Raw genomic sequence first — 22,276 nt, 5'->3', positions numbered from 1 at the left:
AATTGTATTGTTAATTTAAGAAAAAAAATCTTAAAAATTGTTTGTTGTAAAATAGGACGGCAATTGGATAAAAATATGTATTTTCGACTCATATACTAATTGCTTAGATGAAGATACTTTATGCTATTCAGGGAACAGGAAATGGGCATTTATGCCGTGCAATGGATATTATTCCTTGTCTTCAAGCCTTTGGTGAAGTAGATGTATTGATTAGTGGTATTCAGGCTGATATTTCTTTGCCATTCGAAATTAAATACAGACTTCATGGTTTAAGTTTTATTTTCGGTAAGTCGGGAGGTGTAGATTTATGGAAGACTTTTATGAGTTCTACCATCCGGAAATTGATGCAAGAAATAAATGAAGTTCCGGTTGAGCAATATGATTTAGTAATCAATGATTTTGAACCTATTACCGCTTGGGCTTGTCAGACGAAGGATATACCCTGTATTGGTTTGAGCCATCAAATAGGAGCGATGCATCCTGATAGTCCAAAACCAGATGAAACGGATATGATGGGTAAGTTTATAATGAAAAATTATTCTCCCGTATCGCAGGCTTATGGTTTTCATTTCAAACAATACCATAAATCTATTTTTACACCTGTCATTAGAGAGTCTATTCGCAATCTTCAACCTACTAATCAAGGTCATTATACGGTTTATTTGCCATCCTATGATGATGCACATTTATTAAAACATCTTACCAAATTTTCAGATATTCGCTGGAAAGTTTTTTCTAAACACAATACAAAACCTTTACATTTTAAAAATGTGAATATTCAGCCTATTAACAATGAAGAATTTGTTAAAAGTATGGCATCTGCAGAAGGTGTATTGTGTGGAGCTGGATTCGAAACACCTGCTGAAGCATTATATTTAGGTAAAAAGATTTTGGCCATTCCAATGAAAAATCAATATGAGCAACATTTAAATGCTGCCGCATTGGAAGATATCGGAGTTCCTGTCATAAAAAGCTTGAAGAGAAAATATGAATATGATATAGAACTCTGGCTCAATAGTACGAATATTGTAAAAGTTGATTATCCTAATAATACGATGCAAATCGTTGAAACAATTATAAATAAGAATACATGAAATTAAAATTTTTCTACTGTTTATTAGTTATTGGTGCAGGTCTAAATCATAGTTACGCACAGACAAAAAAAACAACTAAAACAACTAAAACAAGTAAGACTCCAGTTAAAAAAACGGTAGTTAAAGAATTTGTGCTAAATACAGCGAATGACTCTTTGTCCTATGCATTAGGTGTGGATGTTGTAAGTAATTTTAAAAATGCGGGCTTTGAGATTACTCCTGAAGTGTTTTATAAAGGTTTGAATGCAGCCATTAAAGGTGAAAAATTGTTGCTCACTGAAGATCAAAATATGGATGTTATCCAAAAACAACTTATGGCTAATTATGAGAAGAAAAATGCTGAATTAAGGGAGCCTGGAGAAGCCTTTTTAGCAAAAAATAAACAAAGACCAGAGGTTAAAACTACCACAGAAGGTATTCAATATGAAATATTGCAAGAGGGCAATGGTGCACAACCTACCCCAGATTCTGAAGTTGAGGTGCATTATAAGGGAACCTTAATTGACGGTACGCAGTTCGATAGTTCATACGACCGTAATGAGTCATTGACATTAGATTTAAACCGTGTAATTGAAGGTTGGAAAATAGGAATTCCTTTGATGAAAGTAGGTGCTAAATATAGATTTTTTATTCCTTACAATTTGGCTTATGGTGAGAGAGCATCTGGCGCTATTCCTGCTTATAGTGCGTTGATTTTTGATGTTGAGCTATTAGGTATAAAATAATTGATGAAATATAATCAACTAGGTAAATCGGAAATTCAAATTTCAGAAGTCGCATTTGGATGTATGTCTTTACAGCAGAATTCAATTGATACAAATACTCGTTTGATTCATAAAGCTATTGACTTTGGGATTAATTTCTTTGATACGGCTGATTTGTATGATTATGGCGAAAATGAGGTGCTATTGGGGAATGCTACTAAGCATATCCGTGAACAGGTCGTTATAGCAACAAAAGTGGGTAACAAATGGAATGAAGATAGATCTGGTTGGAACTGGGATGTGTCAGCAAACTATGTTAAATTGGCTGTTGATCAATCTTTAAAACGTCTGCAGACTGATTATATTGATTTATATCAGATTCATGGGGGTACCAAAGAAGATAATTTTGAAGAGGTAGTCGATACGTTGGAAAACTTAGTTGCACAAGGTAAAATTAAAGCATACGGTATTTCTTCTATTCGCCCCAATGTTTTTTTACGATTCGCAAAGGAGTCTAATATTGTATCCAATATGATGCAATTCAGTTTATTAGACAGTCGTCCTATTCCATATATTGACCAGCTAAAAAGTGAGCAAGTGTCAATATTGGCAAGAGGAGGTTTTGCACAAGGACTTCTATTAGGAAAAAATCCTAAACAATATTTAAGCCATAGTCAATATGATGTACAATATGTAGCAAGTTGTGTTGAAGATTTAGCTATACAATATAGTATATCGAAAGAATCGGTTCTATTGGCTTTTTTGTTGAAATATCAAAACGTAACTTCAACTCTAGTAGGGATAAGAACAGAGCAACAGCTAGATAATATACTATTAGCGCAAAATGAAATTCAAAATTTGTCAATAAATTTTGAAACGTTGAAATTACCCCAGATCTTGTATACGGATCATATACATTAAAGTAAAAAAGGTCTTCATAATAGAATTATGAAGACCTTTTTAGCTACTAAAATATAACTTCTATAAATTTAATAGGATTGATATGTTGTGTCGATATCATCAACTACTTTATCATTTAGCTGTGCTAGCATTGTCTCAGATCCTTTTTTAAGAATTTTTGAATTGGCTAAATAATTTTTGTCTTCTGCATAAATAAATAACATTGAGCCATTTTTTATTGTATTGATGATGGGTTTGTTTAGTTCTCTAGGTAGAGCGGGACATCCGTAGCTTCTCCCCAATCTACCGGTGTTATTTATAACTTTTTGGCTACAATAATCTGCTCCGTGAATAACGACAGCTCTCGCTTTTGCCTGATCATTAATTCCATCCTCTAAACCATTTAAAACCAACGAAAAGCCGTTTCCACCCATATATGTATTTCCTGTTGTATAAAACCCTAATGAACTTTGGAACGATCCATGTCTATTAGAAAAAGAGGTAGCATATTTTTCCCCACTATTACGACCATGTGATACGATGTTGTTAAATAATATTTTTTTGTTTTTTATATCAATAACGAACATTCTCTTTTCAGTCGAAGGTCTTGTGAAATCTATGATGGTGATAATGTCTTTATTGTTGAATTCTAAAATTTCATATCCAATCATAGCCTTTTCAAACGGTTCGAAAGCTAATTTTCCTTGTAAATCAAGTTCATCATACAATAATTCTGTTGCAGATTTTGCAACTTCAGAAATTTTAGATGGAATGTTCTTTGAATACGATAAACTATCAAGGTGGACTGGCTGTAGGTAGGTTGCTGCGGTATGACTAATGATGGTCAAAAAACCTATACATGTTATCAATACCATTGTTTTTTTTGTTTTTCTCATAAGCGCACTTTATCCTTTCGTGATGTACAAAGTTCGTTATCAATATTTTATATAAATGTTAAGAAATGTTAAATCCCTAACTTGTGGTTAATCTATGACAATTACTAAAGAAGTAAAAGGCTTTACCCAATCGTAAATAAACTTTGAGTGGGAAGAGGCATTTCGTACACACATATGTGAACGGGGCACGGTTCCTAGGCTCCAACTTGTTTCGACTATTTGTCCTTTTGGATTGTTAACAGGTATTCCGTGTATATATGCTCCGTTGGTAAAACGCGAAGCCCAAGGTGCATATCCTTCAATGCTTGTCGTTCCGTCTTTATAATAGAACATCTTTGATTTTTGTTCTTGGACCAAAAACATACCTATCGGTGTCTCCATTGCAAAAGGAGGATTGTGTTTACCTGTTGTAGCTTTGTTCATACTGCGAATATACCAGGTATCTTCTTTGTGATCTAAGGCTGTAATGTTTTGATTGGTAACATCTACGACAACTATATGTTTAAATGCTAATGTATCCCCCAAAGCTTTGACATATCGTTTAGGAATATCCCACTCACCTTCAAAATTTGTTAGCCCTTTTACACGTACCATTTTTAAGGTGTCACTTGATATTAGCTTAACTAATGAACCATCACGTCCATAGATCGTTGGCAATTTAGTTTCTCCAATAGTATACAATGGGGCTGATTGATAGCGTTCAGTACCTAAAGTGTCCGAAACCCTTTTGTATGCATTACGTTTGAAATTTTCTACTGTAGGCGCCTCTCCGTGCTTATTTTTGTAGTTTGATACTAAGCCATATTGGTTTTGCTCACGTTGAAAATTTTCAATGTATGCTAATTTTTCTTTGATTTTCTCCCATTGAAAAACGCGAAATGTATCATTGTATTCATACTTATCTTCAAGAGTGTATTTATCGTATTTCAACTCTTTTTTTAATTTGATATCAGCAGCGGTTCTAGGGCGTTTTTTTTCGGATTCTTCTTGTTCTTCGCGAACTTGTTCTATGCTGTCTTGCTTTGCTTTTTGAATTTCTTCTGGTGATTTTTCATTTTTGGAAGAATTACAAGATATTATTGATAGTATGAGTATTGAAAATAATAGAAGATTTCGCATACCGCGTATAATTGATTTTAAATACATTTGATTAACACCAAATATATTAAAATTAAATTATCGGAAATAATTTAGTTTCTATCTCTCGGTCAAATAACTGTAGCTTATCAAAAAAAGGCTTTGTTTGTGGATTTTGTGCTACCAGATAAGGGATGATATAGGTATTGTGATGTGTTTGAAGCTTATAATATCCAAATAAAACTCCGTTGTTTTTTTGCACAGATTTTATTTCGCTTACAAATTTTATATCTTCTAATAGATTAAACTTTTCAATTGATGATTGATTTAACTCAATTTGTACTTCATTGGTATTTTTATTATAAATAATACGTTGATTACGTGATGCCTTAATGTGATTATTTAAAATAAAAAATTGTGCAATTAAATACATGCTAATAGGAAGCATAATAAGTGCAATCTTGAATTTACTTGCTAATAATAAGGTGATTAGTAAAATTATTATCCCAATGCCAACAGTAAAAAGTGTTTTTGTTACTGCAGATTTATAGATAGATAGGGGTGCACTTATTTCAATAATTTCGGAAGGGGTAGTTAGCCTTTCTGTAGTTCCGAAAGATTTAAAAATATTTAGCTTTCGCACTATCGAAAAGATAAGCAAAGCAATAAGTGCACCTATGATAAGAAATTTAATCATCGAATCAATTAATATTGTTCAGATTCGTTTGGGTAATCTTTTGATTTTACGTCAGCTATGTATTGTGTTGCTGCATTGGTTATTATGTCAAATAAATTCGTGTATTGACGTAGGAATTTAGGTTTGAAATCTTTAGTCATCCCTAACATGTCATTAACGACTAAGACTTGTCCATCACAACCATTTCCAGCACCAATTCCAATGGTAGGAATTTCTAATGACATTGAAACTTCTTCTGCAAGTTTTGCAGGAATTTTCTCCAATACGATTGCAAAGCATCCAGCTTTTTGTAAAGCTAAGGCATCTGTTTTTAATTTTTCAGCCTCAGCCTCTTCTTTCGCACGTACGCCAAAATCACCAAATTTATAGATAGATTGAGGAGTCAACCCTAAATGTCCACATACAGGAATTCCTGCTTGAACGATTTTTTTGATATTATCGATAATTTCCTCTCCACCTTCTAATTTCAAAGCATGAGCACCAGATTCTTTCATCATACGTACTGCAGCTTCATAAGCCTTATCGGTAGAACCTTGGTATTCACCAAAAGGAAGATCGGCTAAGACCATCGCGCGCTTAGTACCTCGTGCTACTGAAGCAGCATGATAAATCATGTTGTCAAGGGTAATAGGGAGAGTCGTTTCATATCCAGCAAAAACGTTTGCTGCAGAATCACCTACTAATATAACATCAACACCAGCTTCATCAAGTACCCTAGCCATCGAATAATCATAACTTGTAAGCATACTGATTTTTTCGGCTCTTGCTTTCATATCGCGCAATGCTGAAGTACTTACGCGTTTTATGGGTTTATGTACAGACATGTTCTCCTTTTAGTTTTATTGCAAAATTAAAAATAAAAATAGCTATCCCTTCATATTATTGTAAAAACCTCAAATTTCAAAAATAGTCACGATGATTTGCTATTTTTGTAACATGACGCAAAACGAAAACCGTTTATTTAAATTTCCAAAGTTCTCTGAGCTTATAATTCATGAAGATGATAATCTAATTGTAATCAATAAACCACCTTTTATAGCATCGTTGGATGAGCGTGAAGGAGGAGAAGTTAATATCTTGCGATTAGCTAAAAAATACTATGGCGATGCACAAATTTGTCATCGTTTGGATAAAGATACTTCAGGGGTATTATTAATAGCAAAAAATCCAGAAACTTATCGTTTGGTTTCTATTGAGTTTGAAAAACGTCGTGTCAATAAGATTTATCATGCAATCATTCAAGGAACGCATGTTTTTACGGATTTGAAAGTCGATTTACCGATCTTAAATCAAGGAAACAAAAATGTGTCCATAGATAGAGCTAATGGCAAGCAGGCTGAGACAATATTCAACAGTATTCAATATTTCAAACATTTTACTTTAGTGGAGTGTAAGCCTATAACGGGGCGTATGCACCAGATTCGTATCCATTTAGCAACCCAACACGCAGCGATAGTAGGTGACGGTATGTATCGTGGAAAACCTGTTTATCTTTCTCAGATAAAGAAAAGAGGTTTTACAATGGGTAAGGAGCAAGAGGAATTGCCTATTATGAAACGTTTTGCGTTGCATTCTAAAAAGGTTGATTTTACTATTGACGGTAAGCAATATGCATTTGAAGCAGAATATCCAAAAGATTTTGCTACCTTACTAAAACAATTAGAAAAATTTGATTCCTAATTTTTTGTTAAATTAATGGATACTAAAGTTCGTAAAAAGCGTATTTGGAGTTATATTGTTTGGGCTATTTTATTTGCAATAATATTATTGCCAAGTAGTCGTATGTTTTTACAACAACAACTTATGAAACTTGGTTTTTTCAAACCAAAATTGGAAAAAGTAAGCGAACAAAAAACTAGTTCTGAGCCGAATTTAGTTAACAATAGCGTTTCTTTCACAAATGAAGCAGGAGATATTTATAATCTTGACGAACTAAAAGGCAAAGTTTTGTTTATCAATTTTTGGGCTACCTGGTGTCCCCCATGTAAAGCCGAAATGCCATCTATCCAAGTGCTCTATGATAAATTCAAAGTCAATGATAAAGTGGTGTTTCTACTAGTAGAAATTGATAATGATATAGAAGGAGCAAATAAGTTTTTGAAGCAAGAAAATCTTACTCTACCAATTGTTTATCCAAATAGTAATATACCACAAGAATGGTTGTCAGGAGCTATTCCTACTACTGTGTTTTTGGATAAAGAGGGGAAATTAGTGGGACGAGAGGAAGGGATGCGCGATTACAGTGCTAAATCTGTAGAAGATTTTATTCAGAATCTAATAAATCAATAATAAATTAATGACAAGACAAGAACTAATAGACCAGATCAAAGAAAAGCGTACATTTCTTTGTGTAGGGTTAGATACTGATATAACCAAAATTCCAGAACATTTATTAGCAGAAGAAGATCCTATTTTTTCTTTTAATAAGGCTATTATTGAGGCTACTGAAGATTTGTGTGTAGCATATAAACCAAATATAGCTTTCTATGAGAGTTATGGTGTAAAAGGGTGGCATTCACTGCAAAAGACTTGGAAAGCTTTGCCAAAGAATTGTTTCAGTATAGCTGATGCAAAACGTGGTGATATAGGTAATACATCTAAAATGTATGCACAAGCATTTTTTGATCAAGCGCAATCTGGTATGTCATTTGATTCTATCACGATTGCACCTTATATGGGTAAGGATTCTGTGACTCCATTTTTGGATTTTGATGAAAAATGGGCTATTGTATTGGCATTGACATCAAATGAAGGGTCTAAAGATTTTCAAAATTTCACGAATACCGGAGGTAAGCAACTTTATCAAGAAGTAATAGATAAAGTAAATCATTGGGGAACCATTGAGAACTTAATGTATGTCGTAGGTGCTACACGTGGTGAAGCATTCTTAGATATACGTAAACATGCTCCTGATCATTTTTTGTTGGTTCCGGGTGTTGGTGCACAGGGAGGATCTTTACAAGAAGTATGTAAATATGGTATGAATAAAGATTGTGGTTTATTGGTCAACAGTACAAGGGGTATAATATACGCTTCGCAGGGTAAAGATTTTGCTGAGAGAGCTAGAGAAGAGGCTGTTAAGTTGCAAAAAGAAATGGAATTAGAATTATTCCATGCAGGAATAATCTAATATTATCTATTAAAATTTAAAAAATGCTAGGTCAAACGACCTAGCATTTTCTTTTATTCCCCATTTTGACCATATTGTTTGTTACAATAAAGTTTGAATTTGTGCGCTATATCACTTTTTTTGTAAAATTATTTTTACTATAGATTAATTATTAGGGTATCTTTTTTGTTTTTAATTTTAGTATTTGTGAAATTTTGTTTTCAATTCCAGTGTTTAATTTCTTTATCCTAAATTATTGTTTTTTAGGAAAAATTATAAACTATTAAGGGTGTAAAATAATGACTACAATTAATTAGCTAATCTTCTGGATAGGCTTCTAAATGCTATTTATGTTGTTAATTTGTATTGTAATTATTACCATTAAATGTATTGATACACATATAATCTTGTGTTATTCAAATTAATTATGAAACTTAAAATTTACGCTTATGGAAGCTTACAGAAACAGAGTAATTGAGTCTTTACAACTACTAGGTGACATTAGAAATCAACTATTTACACAAATTGTAAATATCGCATCAGACGGAGAATTGAAAGATATTCTAAGTGTGTTTGAAGAAGGTGATTATTATGATTTTGAAATGGATCAATTTGAGAACTCTTCTGATGTTAATATTGTAAAACTAATGCAATTGTGTAAAGAAATTGAAGTAGCCTTTGACAGTATACAGAATGTAAATGCTGTAGGAGATGAAGAGATCTTTTTATCAGCATCTTAATAATTATAATAAATCGCCGAACAAGAATACCAATTATAAAGGTTTGAATATCTTATTTTTTCTTGAAAATTTATAAAGAAGTTATAAGTATGTATGTCAAACAGAATTGTTTAAAAGTCTTATGTTGTTTCTTAATGTAAAAATATGTTTGTTGCTAGCCTACAGACAGTATCAATATTAAAAGTCGGCTGATCTATTTTTTGGAAAAGCCGTCTTTTAAATATGTTATTACCGAAACAATTAAGAGATAATTTAGTATTCTTTTCTTCAATTATGATAGTTAGCTAAATATTGGATTTAGCTAGAACTATTTTGTTTTCACTTCTTTTAATTTTTTGGATTTACTCTAACAAATATAGTCCCTTTTCATTATTGGACTTCTTGATAGCTCGTTATCGATCTGTATTTCATATTTTTCTAGGAATACATTGCTTTTGTACTGTATAATTTTTTGACTATTCTGATTACGTTCTGCGATCTGCTTATTAGCTTAGGTTAATAAATGGGGATTACTATGTCCATTGATTATTATTTAGTTAGGGAAATTTTAATTAGTTAAAGTTTTTTATCGCCAATTTTTGTTGTATAATATTGATTTTCAATTTGATGCCTGTTTGGTTGTGAAGGTGTGTAGATCCATATATAATTCAGTTTAAATACTGACTGGTAAATATGTTATAAAATATATACTAAATTGGTAGAATATATAGTTTTTATAGATTTAAATTTATAGATTTGTGACATTGTTATTTGTAGATGACTATATCTATTAAATAAATCCAGCGATATTATATTAATAAAACATGCAAAGTTTTAGAACAGAATTAGAAAATCCAATTGTAGAGCAAGAGATAATCGAGCTTGAACGTAAAATAAGAGCTTATCAGGAAGGAAATATTCCAGACGAGAAATTTCGTTCATTACGATTGGCGCGAGGTGTATATGGGCAGCGTCAACCTGGGGTGCAGATGGTGCGTATTAAACTACCTTTTGGAAAAGTTACTTTTAAGCAAATACTAAAGATTGCGGATATTTCGGATGAATATGCGTCCAAAAATCTGCATTTGACAACGCGTCAAGATATTCAAATACACTATGTAAGTCTAGATAAAACCCCAGAACTGTGGGCTAAATTAGCAGAAGATGATATTACTTTGCGTGAAGCTTGTGGTAATACCGTTCGAAATGTGACGGCTTCTCCTGCGGCGGGTATCGATCCATTAGAACCATTTGATGTGTCGCCTTATGCACAGAAAACGTTTGAATATTTCTTGCGTAACCCTATCTGTGCGGAGATGGGTCGTAAGATTAAAATATCTTTCTCGAGTTCAGATCGTGATACAGCATTTTCTTATATACATGATTTTGGTTTTATTCCTAAAGTAAAAGTTATCGATGGTGAGGAAGTTCGTGGTTTCAAAGTTTTATTGGGTGGAGGCTTAGGTTCGCAACCTTTATTAGCGCATGAGATTTTTGATTTCTTAGCCGAAGATCAAATTATTCCATATATGGAAGCGACTTTGCGTGTATTTGATCGTCATGGAGAACGCAACAATCGTAATAAAGCTCGATTTAAATACTTAGTGCAAAAATTGGGTTTGGAAGAAGTTCTCCGTTTAGTAGAGGAAGAAAAAGTAGCGATTAAGAATAAATCAGTTTTTGCGAATAGGGATTCTGTATTGCAGCCTGCAGCTCCAACTTCAATTGTTGTGCCTGTAGAGCCAGTTGACTCAGCAAAGTATAAAGTTTGGCGTGCAACCAATGTGTTTGAGCAAAAGCAAAAAGGTTTCTTTGGGGTGTATGTGAAAGTATTGACGGGTGATATTCCTACGGCAAAGGCGAGAGAATTAGTTGCGGGTATTCGTGAGCATATTGCAGATGATATTCGTATCACGCAAAATCAAAATTTACTGTTTAAATACGTACGCGAGGAGTCATTGCCTCATTTGTTCAATGTATTGACAAATTTGGATTTGGCGAATGCCGGTTTTGATAGTACAGCTGATGTGACGACTTGTCCAGGTACGGACACCTGTAATTTGGGTATTTCAAATTCTACAGAAATGGCACGTGTCATTGAACGTTATATTCATGAATTCCACGAAGATTTTGTTTACGAACAAGATTTGAAAATCAAAATATCAGGTTGCATGAACTCATGCGGTCAACATGGTTTGGCACATATTGGCTTCCACGGAAGCTCCGTGAAAGCCGAAGGAAAAGTCGTTCCAGCAGCACAAGTAATGTTAGGTGGAGGTACAGTTGGTGATGGGAAAGGTCGTGTAGCAGAGCGTGTTATCAAGGTTCCGACGAAACGTGTTTTGAATGTGGTTGATTTAACGCTGAATGATTATAAACTAAATAAATCACAGGAAGAAAATTTCCATGCGTACTATGATCGTCAAGGAAAGGACTATTTCTATCGCTTATTAAAACCGCTATCAGACTTGACGACCCTAAGTGCAGATGAGTTTGTGGACTGGGGACACGAAGGTTCTTTCGAAACAGCTATCGGTGTCGGCGAATGTGCCGGGGTAGTTATTGACTTAGTGGCTACGTTGTTGTTGGAATCAGAAGAAAAGATTGAATGGGCGAATAAAGCCTTTGAAAATAATCAATATGCAGATGCAATTTACCATGCATACAGTGCTTTCGTTTGGACAGCTAAAGCATTGTTGTTGGATAAAGGAGTGAATGCGAGTACGCAAACTGCTGTGATCAATGAGTTTGATGCACGTTATGTGCAGGAAGGCATTTTTACTTTCGCAACGTCATTCTCAGAAAGAGTGTTGCAAATTAATAAATATGAACCTTCCAAAGAGTTTGCCGAAGTATTCTTAAAGCAAGCAACAGCTTTCTATTATGAGGCTGCCGAAAGAAGAGAGTCTTTACGTGTAATAAATAATTAGGAGGGAAACATGAGCGAAGTAAAACCATTTGTGACATTGGTCGGTGCAGGTCCTGGTGATCCCGATTTAATTACTCTAAAAGGTATAAAAGCAATCAAAGAAGCTGATGTGATTCTTTATGATGCATTGGTGAATGAAGAGATATTATCCTATGCAAAGCCATCTTGTACCAAAATATATGTGGGTAAGCGCGCAGAGCGTTTGTCTACTTCGCAAGATTATATTAATAAATTGTTGGTGGATTATGCATTAACACATGGCCATGTGGTAAGATTAAAAGGAGGTGATCCATTTGTATTTGGACGTGGTGGTGAGGAGTTGGATTATGTCCACAAATTTGATATTCCTACAGCTGTAGTTCCGGGGATTTCTTCGTCGGTTGGTTTGACAGGATTGCAACAGATTCCATTGACTTACCGTGGTATTAGTGAAAGTTTCTGGGTGATTACAGGCTCGACTTCGGACGGACGTTTGTCTGATGACTTGTACCATGCGGTAAAAACTAATGCTACAGTAGTAGTTTTGATGGGGTACTCTAAACTACATCAAATCATTGAATTGTATCGAGAAAATGGAAAGCGTGATTTACCAATTGCTTTAATTCAAAATGGCTCTTTAGAAAATGAGCGTTTGGCTATCGGAACGATAGATACGATTATAGAACAGGTGAACAAAAATCTTGTTGGAGTACCTGCTATTATTGTTTTGGGTGAAGTGGTAGCAAAACATCAATCTTTCCAAAAGTTAAAACAAGAAATACAACATTTAGAAGCTTAATGAATACGCTATTTCCCATATTCGTCAAAATGAACCAAATTCAAGCCCTTTTAGTGGGGGCAGGGCCTGTTGGCTTGGAAAAGCTACAAGCAATTTTTCGTAGTTCTCCATTGGCGAAAGTAAAGATTATAGCTGAACAAGTGATTCCTGAAGTTTTTCAATTTATAGCGAATAAAGAAACGATTCAATTGGAACAACGTAGCTTTAAAGATTCGGATTTGGAAGGCAAAGATTTAGTGGTGGTAGCAAGCAACAATCCTGATTTGAATCAGCAAATTAGGAAATTGACTACGGAACGCAATATATTACTGAATGTCGCGGATAAGCCAGATTTATGCGATTTCTATTTGGGCTCTATCGTACAAAAAGGAAATTTAAAAATCGCTATTTCTACCAACGGGAAATCGCCTACCATGGCAAAAAGATTGAAAGAATTTATCAATGATTTATTGCCTGAGGAAATTGATGAAACATTGGAATTGATGCAAGAATATCGTAATCAATTACGTGGTGATTTAGAATATAAGATTAAGCAGCTCAATGCACATACGCAAGATATAGTAAGTAAAAATTAAGCTATGATTGAACAGTTGAAAGATAGATTGCAAGGGTTGAATGCAGCACAAATTGTACAGTATATTGTTCAAAAATTTGGCAATAAAGCGGTGTTTTCAACCTCTTTTGGTATTGAAGATCAGGTATTGACACATTTAATTGCAGAAGCTTCTGGGGAAATTGATGTTTTTACGTTGGAAACAGGACGTTTATTTCCTGAGACGTATTATGTCTGGAACAGGACTTTAGAGCGTTATAAACTGCCGATCAAAGCATACTATCCGCAAGCTGCATTGGTCGAAGATATGGTTACAAAAAAAGGACCATCTAGTTTTTATGACAGTGTAGAGAATAGAAAGGAATGCTGTTTTATTCGTAAAATTGAGCCTTTAAAGCGCGCCATCAAAGGTTATGAAATTTGGTTAACAGGTATCCGTGCAGAACAATCTGCGAATCGTGAAGATATGGATTTTATCGAATGGGATGAGGGAAATCAGATTATTAAGATTCATCCGTTATTTCATTGGACATTAGATGATGTTGAATCTCACTTAAAACAGTTTAATGTGCCCTACAATCCGCTACACGACAAAGGTTTCCCGAGCATTGGCTGTCAACCATGTACTCGTGCGGTAGCGCCGGGTGAAGATTTTCGTGCTGGTCGTTGGTGGTGGGAAGACAAGAGTAAGAAGGAATGTGGTCTTCACGTGACGAACAAATAATATAGATACATAAGAAAGAAACATATATACGAATAAAGGTAAAGAATGGATTATTTAGATCATTTAGAGGCGGAAGCCATTTACATACTTCGAGAGGTTGCGGGTCAATTTGAAAATCCAGCACTTCTATTTTCAGGCGGAAAGGATAGTATTACCTTAGTTCATTTAGCAAAAAAAGCATTTAGACCAGGTAAATTTCCATTTCCATTGGTGCATATTGATACAGGACACAATTTTCCTGAAACTATACAATATAGGGATTGGCTTGTAGAGCAGCTGGGTGAAAAACTCATTGTAGGTCTGGTGCAAGATAGCATTGATCAAGGTAAAGTAATCGAGCAAAAAGGTAAAAATGCAAGCCGTAATGCGCTGCAAACTGTCACTTTGTTGGATACTATTGAGAAGAATGGTTTTGATGCGTGTATTGGTGGTGCACGTCGTGATGAAGAAAAGGCTAGAGCAAAAGAACGTATTTTTTCTGTACGTGATGAATTTGGTCAATGGGATCCAAAGCGACAGCGTCCAGAACTTTGGAATATCTTCAATGGTAAAATCCATAAAGGCGAAAATGTACGTGTATTCCCGATTTCAAACTGGACAGAACTGGACGTTTGGAATTACATCAAACGTGAAAATATAGCATTGCCTTCTATCTATTTCAGTCACGAACGCGATGTCGTATGGCGCAATGGGCAATGGATGGCCGCAGCAGAATGTTTGAGTATAGATTCGGAAGATTTAGTAGAGCATAAATCTGTGCGTTTTAGAACGGTAGGAGATATGACTTGTACGGCCGCTGTAGGTTCTGTCGCTACGGAATTGGATGATATTATTGCAGAAATCAAAGCTTCTACTGTCAGTGAACGTGGTGCGCGTATGGATGATAAAGTGTCTGAAGCGGCGATGGAAGAGCGTAAAAAACAAGGTTATTTTTAAGGTGGATAATAGATGTTAGACAGGAGATTTAGAAATTAGATTATAGATATAAAGTCTTAGACTTTGTAATCGTCTCACATCTAAATACTCACTACTCAATTCTAAGTAAACAATGAATATTCTAAAATTTATCACGGCTGGTTCTGTTGACGATGGAAAAAGTACCTTAATTGGTCGTTTACTATATGATACCAACTCGATTTTGGACGATCAATTGGAAGCTATCCAAAAGGCAAATCGCAAAAACGACGATGGAACAGTGGATTTGGCTATTTTGACCGATGGTCTTAAAGCTGAACGCGAGCAAGGCATCACAATTGACGTAGCTTACAAATATTTCCAGACAGAAAACCGCAAGTTCATTATTGCGGATGCTCCTGGGCATATTCAATACACGCGCAATATGATTACAGGCGCATCCAATTCGGATTTGATTATTATCCTCGTTGATGCACGTAAGGGAGTGATTGAACAAACAAAACGCCATTCATTTATAGCGAAGCTATTGTCACTAAAACAAGTGTTGGTGTGTGTCAATAAGATGGATATGGTGGACTATGCGGAAGATGTATATGAAACTATCAAAGCAGACTATTTGCGGTTAGCTGGTAATTTAAAACTTGATCACGTAGATTTTATTCCGGTTTCGGCATTGAAAGGGGATAATATTGTAGATAAATCTTCACGTATTGCTTGGTATGATGGACCGACATTATTGGAGTATCTAGAAGATGTACAATTCGAAGAAAGCAATGTCGATACCTGGCGTTTCCCTGTGCAATGGGTGGTACGTCCCCAATCGGAAGATTATCCTGATTATAGAGGTTATGCAGGTCGTGTGATTGGTGAAGGCGTAAAGGTAGGAGAGTCTGTTCTCATTTTACCTAGTGCTGTACAAACAACTATTGAACGTATTGAATTGGATCAAAAAGATTTGGATGCTGCGCACGATGGACAATCGGTAATCTTGCATTTGGCGGATGATGTGGATATTTCGCGTGGTGATTTTATAGTCTCTGCGAAGAAACCTGCCTATGCGGAACGTGGTTTTGAAGCAAATATCTCTTGGTTTGAAAACAAAGCTTTAGATACGAATCAAGTGTATTTATTGCAAAATCAAACCAAAGTTACTAAAATCAAAATCCCTGAAGTACAATACAAGTTTGATGTGAATACACAAGAACGCATCTACGATGAAGATATCAGACTAAATGATATTGGTCGTGTATCGGTCAAAGCTGCTGAAGAAGTCGTTTTCGATCTCAATCGTGATTTCCCAGCAAATGCACGTGGTATTATAATTGATCCACGAAATAACCTAACGGTAGGCGCCTTAACGGTAGAGGAGTTATTATAAGACTATTTTAAACTTATGTAAAATAACCCTCTAAATATAGAAAGCTATTTTTGGAGGGTATTTAAAATTATTTACTTTTAAATTTCAATGTTTTAATAGCTTTTAAAAGCCTGTCATGATTGTTTCTAGATAAATTTTTACCATTAAGTTGGAAGCGGTCGACTCCACTGCCAGCCTCCCACAAGCTGTCCATATATATACCTGTAGTTCCATCTTCTGGAATTTTAGGAGTTACAATTTTCGCTAATCGATTATTGATTGTATCGAAGCTATATTTATTTTTTAAATATTTATTTGTGTCTACAGAGTTTACTTCACCAATATAGTCGAAATAGGTAGTGGTATTTGTGGATTTTTGCAAGTTCTTTAAATACAATTTATTATCTTTAATTTCATATGGTTTTCTTTCGTCAAGATTATTTGAATACCAACCTAGATCAAAATATATAGTATCTCTTTCATCAATAGCAATTGTTCCTACGTAACTATCTATGCTCTGCTGTTTGATTATTTTCCATGTTTTAGGAACTTCTATGGTAAAATCACCAAAATCTAATACTCTAGTATCATTTTTACAAGAAGGGAATAGGATTAAAATTAGAATGAAGGTATAAAACATTTTCATATGATTGATTCTTACATCCTCAACAAAAACTCATTCATTTCTCTATTAAAAGCTAAAGGATCTTCTAGATTTGGAAGATGTCCGGTATTTTGTATTTCCACAAAGGTAGAATCCTTAATGCCCTGATGTAATTCATCCATTAGGGCTTTAGGTGTGATTTTATCTTGTTCACCACGGATAATTAGGGTAGGGACAGTTATTTTGGATAACAGTTCTGTAGAATCTGTACGAGACGCCAAAGCCAATTGCGTAGCACAAATATTGCGTACGGTATTACGACGTATGCTACTTTTGATGAGTTCAATTACTTCTTCATTTTCTTGAATGGTTTTCTTGGTAAAAAGATTATCGATAAAAGCGATAGCAAAAGGTCTACGTCCATAGCGCAAAATCGCTTGTATGCTATCAAAACGCTTTTGTTTTCCAGCATTGTCATCCGCTCTATGGTGGGTATCCGAGAGAATTAACCCTTCAATTTTTTCAGGAAAGAGTTCGTATGCGCGTAAAGCAATATAACCACCCATACTAACACCACATAAGACCACTTTCTGCAATTCTAGTTTGTCCATAAAGGCTTCGAGATCCTTTGCAAAGACGTCAATACTGAAGAATCCATGTCCACTCGTACTGAGTCCATGTCCACGCACATCGATAGCAATTCCTGTGATATTATCTTCGAGTGCTTCGAGCTGATATTTCCAGGTGTTTTTGTTGAAAGGGAAGCCGTGAATAAAGATAATGACTTTTTCTTCCGGTTCGGTTGCTTTCTTGATATAGTAAGATATATTGATGTCTTGCACATGTGCTTTCCCTGATCGAATTGTACGCTCTGCCATATAAATGTTAGTGAAAAATTATTTCTTTATGTATCAACAATATACCAATAAATATGCGTCTAAAGTAGAAAAAATGTAAGAAAAAGTTTGAATTAAATAAAAATCTCCTCATATTTGCATCACCAAAACGGAACGACACTGGTCAGAAAGTAAGGGTAAAAGCATTCCTAGCTCAATTGGATAGAGCGTCTGACTACGGATCAGAAGGTTAGGGGTTCGACTCCCTTGGAGTGCACAGCAAAGCATCTAGTTTACTGGGTGCTTTTGTCATTTTATGACCTTGGGTGATACTGCGTGATGATAGATTGCAGATAGTCTTTGTCTATATGCGTATAGATTTCAGTGGTTGTAATACTTTCATGACCAAGCATATCTTGTACAGCACGCAAATCTGCGCCACCTTCGACCAGATGTGAAGCAAAGCTATGACGGAAAGTGTGTGGGCTAATCTTCTTTTTCAAACCTATTTTAGCAGCCAAATCTTTGATGATGATAAATACCATGACGCGTGTCAGGGGTGCACCACGGCGATTCAAAAAAACAAAATCTTCGCTACCGTTTTTGATAGGTAATTTAGGTCGGACTTCGTCGAGATAGATTTTTAAATATTTTATAGCTTGATTGCCTATTGGAATTAGTCGTTCTTTATTTCCTTTACCTTCGATTTTGATAAATTCCACTTCCAGGTGAAGATTGGATATTTTGAGTCCAATCAATTCACTTACACGAAGCCCACAACCGTATAAAGCTTCTAGCATCGCTTTATTACGAGGTCCCTCTGCATGAGACAAGTCAATTGCTGAAATTAAATTATCGATCTCCGCTACATTTAATACATCTGGTATTTTTCGATTAAGGCGAGGGGTTTCAATTAATGCTGCTGGATTATTTTCAAAATTATATTCTAGCTGTAGAAAATTGAAAAAAGATTTAAGCCCCGAGATAATCCTAGCTTGCGAATATGGAGATATATTGAATTCATTAATCCATACTAAGAAGTTTTGAAAGTCTTTGGTGGTCAATTTATCTAAAGCGATATTATTATCCTCACAATAAACTTTTATTTTGGTTACATCATTGATATAAGCAAGTGACGAATTTTTGGATAAATTGCGTTCAAATGATAAAAATTTCTTGAAATCTTTCAGTATACTATTCCAATTCATCTAAAAACTCTTAAAAAATGTAAAATTTATGCTGATATATTTTTCTTATCAATTATTAATATTTAATTTGTCTTGTATTTAACATTCTAAATTAATGAAATTTTTAAAACCTCTTGCAGTAGCATTTTTATTACCAGCTACTTTTAGCTCGTTGCAAGCTAAATCTAATTTTAATGCAATGCTGTCTACAGAAGTAAGAACAATATTAAGTCAAGATACATTATCTTGGAAAAGTCCTTTGCCATTCGACAAAGATGTAAAGGTAGGTAAACTAAAGAATGGATTTACGTACTATATACGTAAAAACTCTGAGCCAGAAAAGCGTGTTACCATGTATTTGGGTATAAAAGTAGGATCTATTTTGGAGACAGAAGAGGAAAGAGGTTTAGCTCACTTTTTAGAGCATATGAATTTTAATGGCCTAAAACATTTTCCTAAAAATGCTCTTGTAGATTATCTACAAAAGGCTGGTGTACGTTTTGGTTCGGATTTGAATGCATACACAAGTTTTAATGAAACTGTATATCAGTTACCAATTCCGTCTGATGATCCAGAATTATTAAAAAATGGTCTTCAAGTCATGCGTGATTGGGCTCAAGATGCTATGCTTCAAAATGATGAGATTGATAAAGAGCGTGGGATTATTATGGAAGAAATGCGTGGTAGCCGAGGTGCTGGTCAACGTATACAAGACCAAATGTTACCTGTGCTATTTAATGGATCATTGTATTCTGAAAGATTGCCTATCGGTACTGAAAAGGTAGTAATGGGTTTTAAACATCAATTAATTCGTGATTTTCATCAAAAGTGGTATAGACCTGATTTGCAATCTATAGTAATTGTAGGTGATATTGATGCGCAAGCAATTGAAAAGGAAGTTATTCGTTTATTCTCTGATATGAAGGTGAATAAGAAAATAGCTCCTCGCAAAGATTTTAATTTAGACTTGCTAAATAAAAATCAATTCAAAGTGATCACAGATGCAGAAATGCCACAAACTATTGGGCGTATCATTATTAAGCATCCAAAAGCAGAAGTAAATACTGTAGGAGATTACCGTACATCTCTTTTGCAAGGGGTATTTAATCAAGTGATGAATGGACGTTTGCGTGAAATAGGTCAAAAACCTGATTCTCCATTCTTGCAATCTATGATATCTATAGGTGATTTTATGGATTTATTGGATGCAATGACATTAGCTGTTGTTCCAAAGCCAGAAAAATTAGAAGAGAGTACTAAATCTGTGATAAGAGAACTTAAGCGTTTTGAAGAATTTGGAATTACAGAAAGTGAATTTCAACGTGCTCTAGCTATGTATGCTAAGGGTAATGAAATGTCTTATCAAGAACGTGATAAAGTAAAATCAGACACATATGTGAATTCTTATTTAAACCATTTCTTGAAAGGTGATGCGGCAATGAGTGTGGAAGATGAATACAATTTAACTAAACAATTGTTGCCAACCTTGACTTTGAAAGAGGTGGAAGCTATAGGTAAAAAGTATTATGCAGAAATCAATCGTGACATCGTCATCGTAGGTCCTGAAAAAGATAAAGACAAGATGCCTACGGAGTCGGTAGTAAATTCATGGTTTGATGCTGTTGGTAAAGAAAAATTGACGGCCTATGAAGATCAGGTTTCTAAATTACCTTTATTAGCTAAAGAACCAGTAAAAGGGGCGGTTACCGCGGTTAAAACAATTGATGCAATTGGTTCTAAGGAACTAACGTTAAGCAATGGGGTTAAAGTTGTTTTGAAACCTACAACATTCAAAAATGATCAAATTCTAATTTCAGCATCTAGTGAAGGTGGTCATTCATTATATGAAGACAAAGATTATTTGAATGCATCAAATGCTGCGGGTATAGTATCCTCTTCTGGTATTGGTCAATTAAATGCAGTGGAAATACGAAAATATCTTGCGGGTAAAAATGTAGGAATTTCTCCATCAATCGGTGAAAGAACTGAGGGGATTTCAGGAAGTACAGATAAGGAAGGGCTTAAAACCGCTTTTGAATTAATCTATGCTTACTTTACACAACCACGTTTGGATGATGATATTTTCCAAGGTATTATCGAAAAAACAGTCGCTTCTATGGAAAATAGAGAGGACGATCCTGCTTTCGTATACAGAACAGCTATTAATAAAGCGTTGTACGGAGATAATATTCGTAAAAATAATCCTTCTGCTGAACAAATAAAGTCTATTGATAAGGATAGAACTTTAGAAATATTTAAAGAGAGATTTGCTGACGCATCAGGCTTTACTTTCACTATAGTAGGATCATTTACTGAAGATGAGATAAAACCGTATTTAGAGCAATATTTGGCATCATTACCATCTTCAAATACGAAAGAACAAGCAAGAGATTTGAAAATTTTACCTCCAGCTAAAGGTTTACAAGTTATAGTAAATAAAGGAAAAGAGGCTAAAGCACAAGTAAGTCTAGCTTATATGGGTGATTATACCTATAATGATGATGAAAATATGGCTATGGACGCGTTAGAGTCGGTTCTTTCCATCAAGTTGTTGGAGCGCCTTCGCGAAGATGAAAGTGGAGTGTACGGTACAGGAGCTTCAGCTTCGTATTCGAAATTCCCTACCGGAAGATATTCATTTAATATTGGTTTTGGTACAAGTGTAGATAAATATCAGTCACTAATTAACTCAGCAGTAGACGAGATCAATAAAATCAAGAAAAATGGCCCTACACAAGTAGATCTAGATAAATTTATTATTGAAAAAACACGTCAGTATGAATTAGACTTAAAAGAAAACGGATATTGGTTAGGTCAAATTTCTGGCGCTTATCGTTTGAAAGAAGACCCTACTTTAGTATTGAAATATTTAGATCAATTGAAAAAGGTTAATATTTCTGCTGTAAAAGCTGTTGCTGAGAAATATCTAAAAGAAGATAAATTATTTAAGTTTATCCTTCTTCCAGAAGAAACTAAATAATTATAATAAAAAAGGGGACCATGCTTCCCTTTTTTATTTCGCAAAAGAGTTTAGAAAAAAGATTAAAAAGTAAAAGCCTTCAATTTAATTATTGAAGGCTTTTACTTTTTTATAGCATTAGCTAAATGTAATATTCGTTTACAATATCTATTTTTTAATTTCTTTATAATAAATTATATTTCATTAATTCAAACAGTGGTTAGCAAGAAGTTAAGTT

21 protein-coding genes and 1 tRNA gene are annotated in these 22,276 nt (G+C 34.5%); 15 read left to right on the top strand and 7 right to left on the bottom strand.

Features of this window, described 5'->3' with window-relative positions:
• Positions 1–107: 107 nt before the first annotated feature.
• The 3 genes from IPZ78_RS00545 to IPZ78_RS00535 are packed head-to-tail and all read left to right on the top strand — an operon-like array spanning position 108 to position 2,719.
• Entirely contained in the window at positions 108–1,094 is a 987-nt protein-coding gene (locus IPZ78_RS00545) for a glycosyltransferase family protein (RefSeq protein WP_225550967.1), read from the top strand.
• Entirely contained in the window at positions 1,091–1,819 is a 729-nt protein-coding gene (locus IPZ78_RS00540; protein WP_225550966.1) for an FKBP-type peptidyl-prolyl cis-trans isomerase, read from the top strand. The genes IPZ78_RS00545 and IPZ78_RS00540 overlap by 4 nt, the downstream gene beginning before the upstream one ends.
• Positions 1,820–1,822: 3 nt before the next feature.
• Entirely contained in the window at positions 1,823–2,719 is an 897-nt protein-coding gene (locus IPZ78_RS00535) for an aldo/keto reductase (RefSeq protein ID WP_225550965.1), read from the top strand.
• 68 nt (positions 2,720–2,787) lie between these two features.
• Here the strand turns inward: IPZ78_RS00535 and IPZ78_RS00530 are convergent, their stop codons facing one another.
• From IPZ78_RS00530 to panB, 4 genes are all read right to left on the bottom strand, one after another.
• A complete protein-coding gene (locus IPZ78_RS00530) occupies positions 2,788–3,594 on the bottom strand; it encodes a murein L,D-transpeptidase catalytic domain family protein (protein WP_225550964.1) in 807 nt (268 codons plus the stop codon).
• Between the two features lie 87 nt (positions 3,595–3,681).
• Complete coding sequence (locus tag IPZ78_RS00525; protein ID WP_225550963.1) at positions 3,682–4,713, bottom strand: L,D-transpeptidase; 1,032 nt, start codon at positions 4,711–4,713, stop codon at positions 3,682–3,684.
• A 52-nt stretch (positions 4,714–4,765) separates the two neighbouring features.
• Complete coding sequence (locus IPZ78_RS00520) at positions 4,766–5,368, bottom strand: hypothetical protein (protein ID WP_225550962.1); 603 nt, start codon at positions 5,366–5,368, stop codon at positions 4,766–4,768.
• An 8-nt stretch (positions 5,369–5,376) separates the two neighbouring features.
• The gene (panB, locus tag IPZ78_RS00515) at positions 5,377–6,192 is read right to left on the bottom strand and encodes a 3-methyl-2-oxobutanoate hydroxymethyltransferase (protein WP_225550961.1); all 816 of its coding nucleotides are present in this window, start codon (positions 6,190–6,192) and stop codon (positions 5,377–5,379) included.
• A gap of 112 nt (positions 6,193–6,304) precedes the next feature.
• Between panB and IPZ78_RS00510 the strand changes: the two genes are divergently transcribed.
• The 10 genes from IPZ78_RS00510 to IPZ78_RS00465 all read left to right on the top strand — a co-directional run bounded on the left by IPZ78_RS00510 (position 6,305) and on the right by IPZ78_RS00465 (position 16,473).
• Positions 6,305–7,048, top strand: a complete 744-nt coding sequence (locus tag IPZ78_RS00510; protein ID WP_225550960.1) for an RluA family pseudouridine synthase — start codon at positions 6,305–6,307, stop codon at positions 7,046–7,048.
• A gap of 15 nt (positions 7,049–7,063) precedes the next feature.
• A complete protein-coding gene (locus IPZ78_RS00505; RefSeq protein ID WP_225550959.1) occupies positions 7,064–7,657 on the top strand; it encodes a TlpA family protein disulfide reductase in 594 nt (197 codons plus the stop codon).
• A gap of 7 nt (positions 7,658–7,664) precedes the next feature.
• Entirely contained in the window at positions 7,665–8,498 is an 834-nt protein-coding gene (gene pyrF, locus IPZ78_RS00500) for an orotidine-5'-phosphate decarboxylase (RefSeq protein WP_225550958.1), read from the top strand.
• A gap of 428 nt (positions 8,499–8,926) precedes the next feature.
• Positions 8,927–9,217 (top strand): hypothetical protein, encoded by a 291-nt coding sequence (locus IPZ78_RS00495; protein ID WP_225550957.1) that lies wholly within the window; start codon positions 8,927–8,929, stop codon positions 9,215–9,217.
• 803 nt (positions 9,218–10,020) lie between these two features.
• Positions 10,021–12,126, top strand: a complete 2,106-nt coding sequence (locus IPZ78_RS00490; RefSeq protein WP_225550956.1) for a HEPN domain-containing protein — start codon at positions 10,021–10,023, stop codon at positions 12,124–12,126.
• A gap of 9 nt (positions 12,127–12,135) precedes the next feature.
• Complete coding sequence (cobA, locus tag IPZ78_RS00485) at positions 12,136–12,903, top strand: uroporphyrinogen-III C-methyltransferase (protein ID WP_225550955.1); 768 nt, start codon at positions 12,136–12,138, stop codon at positions 12,901–12,903.
• Complete coding sequence (locus IPZ78_RS00480; RefSeq protein ID WP_225550954.1) at positions 12,903–13,478, top strand: precorrin-2 dehydrogenase/sirohydrochlorin ferrochelatase family protein; 576 nt, start codon at positions 12,903–12,905, stop codon at positions 13,476–13,478. The genes cobA and IPZ78_RS00480 overlap by 1 nt, the downstream gene beginning before the upstream one ends.
• A 3-nt stretch (positions 13,479–13,481) precedes the next feature.
• Positions 13,482–14,180 (top strand): phosphoadenylyl-sulfate reductase, encoded by a 699-nt coding sequence (locus tag IPZ78_RS00475; RefSeq protein ID WP_225550953.1) that lies wholly within the window; start codon positions 13,482–13,484, stop codon positions 14,178–14,180.
• Between the two features lie 45 nt (positions 14,181–14,225).
• A complete protein-coding gene (gene cysD / locus IPZ78_RS00470) occupies positions 14,226–15,116 on the top strand; it encodes a sulfate adenylyltransferase subunit CysD (RefSeq protein WP_225550952.1) in 891 nt (296 codons plus the stop codon).
• 112 nt (positions 15,117–15,228) lie between these two features.
• The gene (locus tag IPZ78_RS00465) at positions 15,229–16,473 is read left to right on the top strand and encodes a sulfate adenylyltransferase subunit 1 (protein ID WP_225550951.1); all 1,245 of its coding nucleotides are present in this window, start codon (positions 15,229–15,231) and stop codon (positions 16,471–16,473) included.
• 67 nt (positions 16,474–16,540) lie between these two features.
• Here the strand turns inward: IPZ78_RS00465 and IPZ78_RS00460 are convergent, their stop codons facing one another.
• Both IPZ78_RS00460 and IPZ78_RS00455 read right to left on the bottom strand, forming a co-directional pair.
• Positions 16,541–17,098 carry a hypothetical protein gene (locus IPZ78_RS00460; protein ID WP_225550950.1) on the bottom strand — a complete coding sequence of 186 codons (558 nt, stop codon included), beginning with the start codon at positions 17,096–17,098 and terminating at the stop codon, positions 16,541–16,543.
• Between the two features lie 11 nt (positions 17,099–17,109).
• Positions 17,110–17,934, bottom strand: coding sequence for an alpha/beta fold hydrolase (locus IPZ78_RS00455; protein WP_225550949.1), 825 nt, complete (start codon positions 17,932–17,934; stop codon positions 17,110–17,112).
• A gap of 161 nt (positions 17,935–18,095) precedes the next feature.
• Between IPZ78_RS00455 and IPZ78_RS00450 the strand changes: the two genes are divergently transcribed.
• Positions 18,096–18,169 (top strand) — tRNA-Arg (locus IPZ78_RS00450).
• 37 nt (positions 18,170–18,206) lie between these two features.
• On the opposite strand, the gene xerD is transcribed toward IPZ78_RS00450, so the two are convergent.
• Complete coding sequence (gene xerD / locus IPZ78_RS00445) at positions 18,207–19,100, bottom strand: site-specific tyrosine recombinase XerD (RefSeq protein WP_225550948.1); 894 nt, start codon at positions 19,098–19,100, stop codon at positions 18,207–18,209.
• A gap of 94 nt (positions 19,101–19,194) precedes the next feature.
• On the opposite strand from xerD, the gene IPZ78_RS00440 reads away from it, so the two are divergent.
• The gene (locus tag IPZ78_RS00440; RefSeq protein WP_225550947.1) at positions 19,195–22,059 is read left to right on the top strand and encodes a M16 family metallopeptidase; all 2,865 of its coding nucleotides are present in this window, start codon (positions 19,195–19,197) and stop codon (positions 22,057–22,059) included.
• Positions 22,060–22,276: the final 217 nt, after the last annotated feature.

This window comes from Sphingobacterium bovistauri, from assembly GCF_020295405.1.
Classification (GTDB): domain Bacteria; phylum Bacteroidota; class Bacteroidia; order Sphingobacteriales; family Sphingobacteriaceae; genus Sphingobacterium; species Sphingobacterium bovistauri.
This window is presented reverse-complemented; position numbering and strand designations above follow the sequence as displayed.

Bases quoted from the DNA above. Each gene is read 5' to 3' on its own strand.
- IPZ78_RS00545 (WP_225550967.1), top strand. From the start codon at position 108: ATGAAGATACTTTATGCTATTCAGGGAACAGGAAATGGGCATTTATGC.
- IPZ78_RS00540 (WP_225550966.1), top strand. From the start codon at position 1,091: ATGAAATTAAAATTTTTCTACTGTTTATTAGTTATTGGTGCAGGTCTA.
- IPZ78_RS00535 (WP_225550965.1), top strand. From the start codon at position 1,823: ATGAAATATAATCAACTAGGTAAATCGGAAATTCAAATTTCAGAAGTC.
- IPZ78_RS00530 (WP_225550964.1), bottom strand. From the start codon at position 3,594: ATGAGAAAAACAAAAAAAACAATGGTATTGATAACATGTATAGGTTTT.
- IPZ78_RS00525 (WP_225550963.1), bottom strand. From the start codon at position 4,713: ATGCGAAATCTTCTATTATTTTCAATACTCATACTATCAATAATATCT.
- IPZ78_RS00520 (WP_225550962.1), bottom strand. From the start codon at position 5,368: ATGATTAAATTTCTTATCATAGGTGCACTTATTGCTTTGCTTATCTTT.
- panB (WP_225550961.1), bottom strand. From the start codon at position 6,192: ATGTCTGTACATAAACCCATAAAACGCGTAAGTACTTCAGCATTGCGC.
- IPZ78_RS00510 (WP_225550960.1), top strand. From the start codon at position 6,305: ATGACGCAAAACGAAAACCGTTTATTTAAATTTCCAAAGTTCTCTGAG.
- IPZ78_RS00505 (WP_225550959.1), top strand. From the start codon at position 7,064: ATGGATACTAAAGTTCGTAAAAAGCGTATTTGGAGTTATATTGTTTGG.
- pyrF (WP_225550958.1), top strand. From the start codon at position 7,665: ATGACAAGACAAGAACTAATAGACCAGATCAAAGAAAAGCGTACATTT.
- IPZ78_RS00495 (WP_225550957.1), top strand. From the start codon at position 8,927: ATGGAAGCTTACAGAAACAGAGTAATTGAGTCTTTACAACTACTAGGT.
- IPZ78_RS00490 (WP_225550956.1), top strand. From the start codon at position 10,021: ATGCAAAGTTTTAGAACAGAATTAGAAAATCCAATTGTAGAGCAAGAG.
- cobA (WP_225550955.1), top strand. From the start codon at position 12,136: ATGAGCGAAGTAAAACCATTTGTGACATTGGTCGGTGCAGGTCCTGGT.
- IPZ78_RS00480 (WP_225550954.1), top strand. From the start codon at position 12,903: ATGAATACGCTATTTCCCATATTCGTCAAAATGAACCAAATTCAAGCC.
- IPZ78_RS00475 (WP_225550953.1), top strand. From the start codon at position 13,482: ATGATTGAACAGTTGAAAGATAGATTGCAAGGGTTGAATGCAGCACAA.
- cysD (WP_225550952.1), top strand. From the start codon at position 14,226: ATGGATTATTTAGATCATTTAGAGGCGGAAGCCATTTACATACTTCGA.
- IPZ78_RS00465 (WP_225550951.1), top strand. From the start codon at position 15,229: ATGAATATTCTAAAATTTATCACGGCTGGTTCTGTTGACGATGGAAAA.
- IPZ78_RS00460 (WP_225550950.1), bottom strand. From the start codon at position 17,098: ATGAAAATGTTTTATACCTTCATTCTAATTTTAATCCTATTCCCTTCT.
- IPZ78_RS00455 (WP_225550949.1), bottom strand. From the start codon at position 17,934: ATGGCAGAGCGTACAATTCGATCAGGGAAAGCACATGTGCAAGACATC.
- xerD (WP_225550948.1), bottom strand. From the start codon at position 19,100: ATGAATTGGAATAGTATACTGAAAGATTTCAAGAAATTTTTATCATTT.
- IPZ78_RS00440 (WP_225550947.1), top strand. From the start codon at position 19,195: ATGAAATTTTTAAAACCTCTTGCAGTAGCATTTTTATTACCAGCTACT.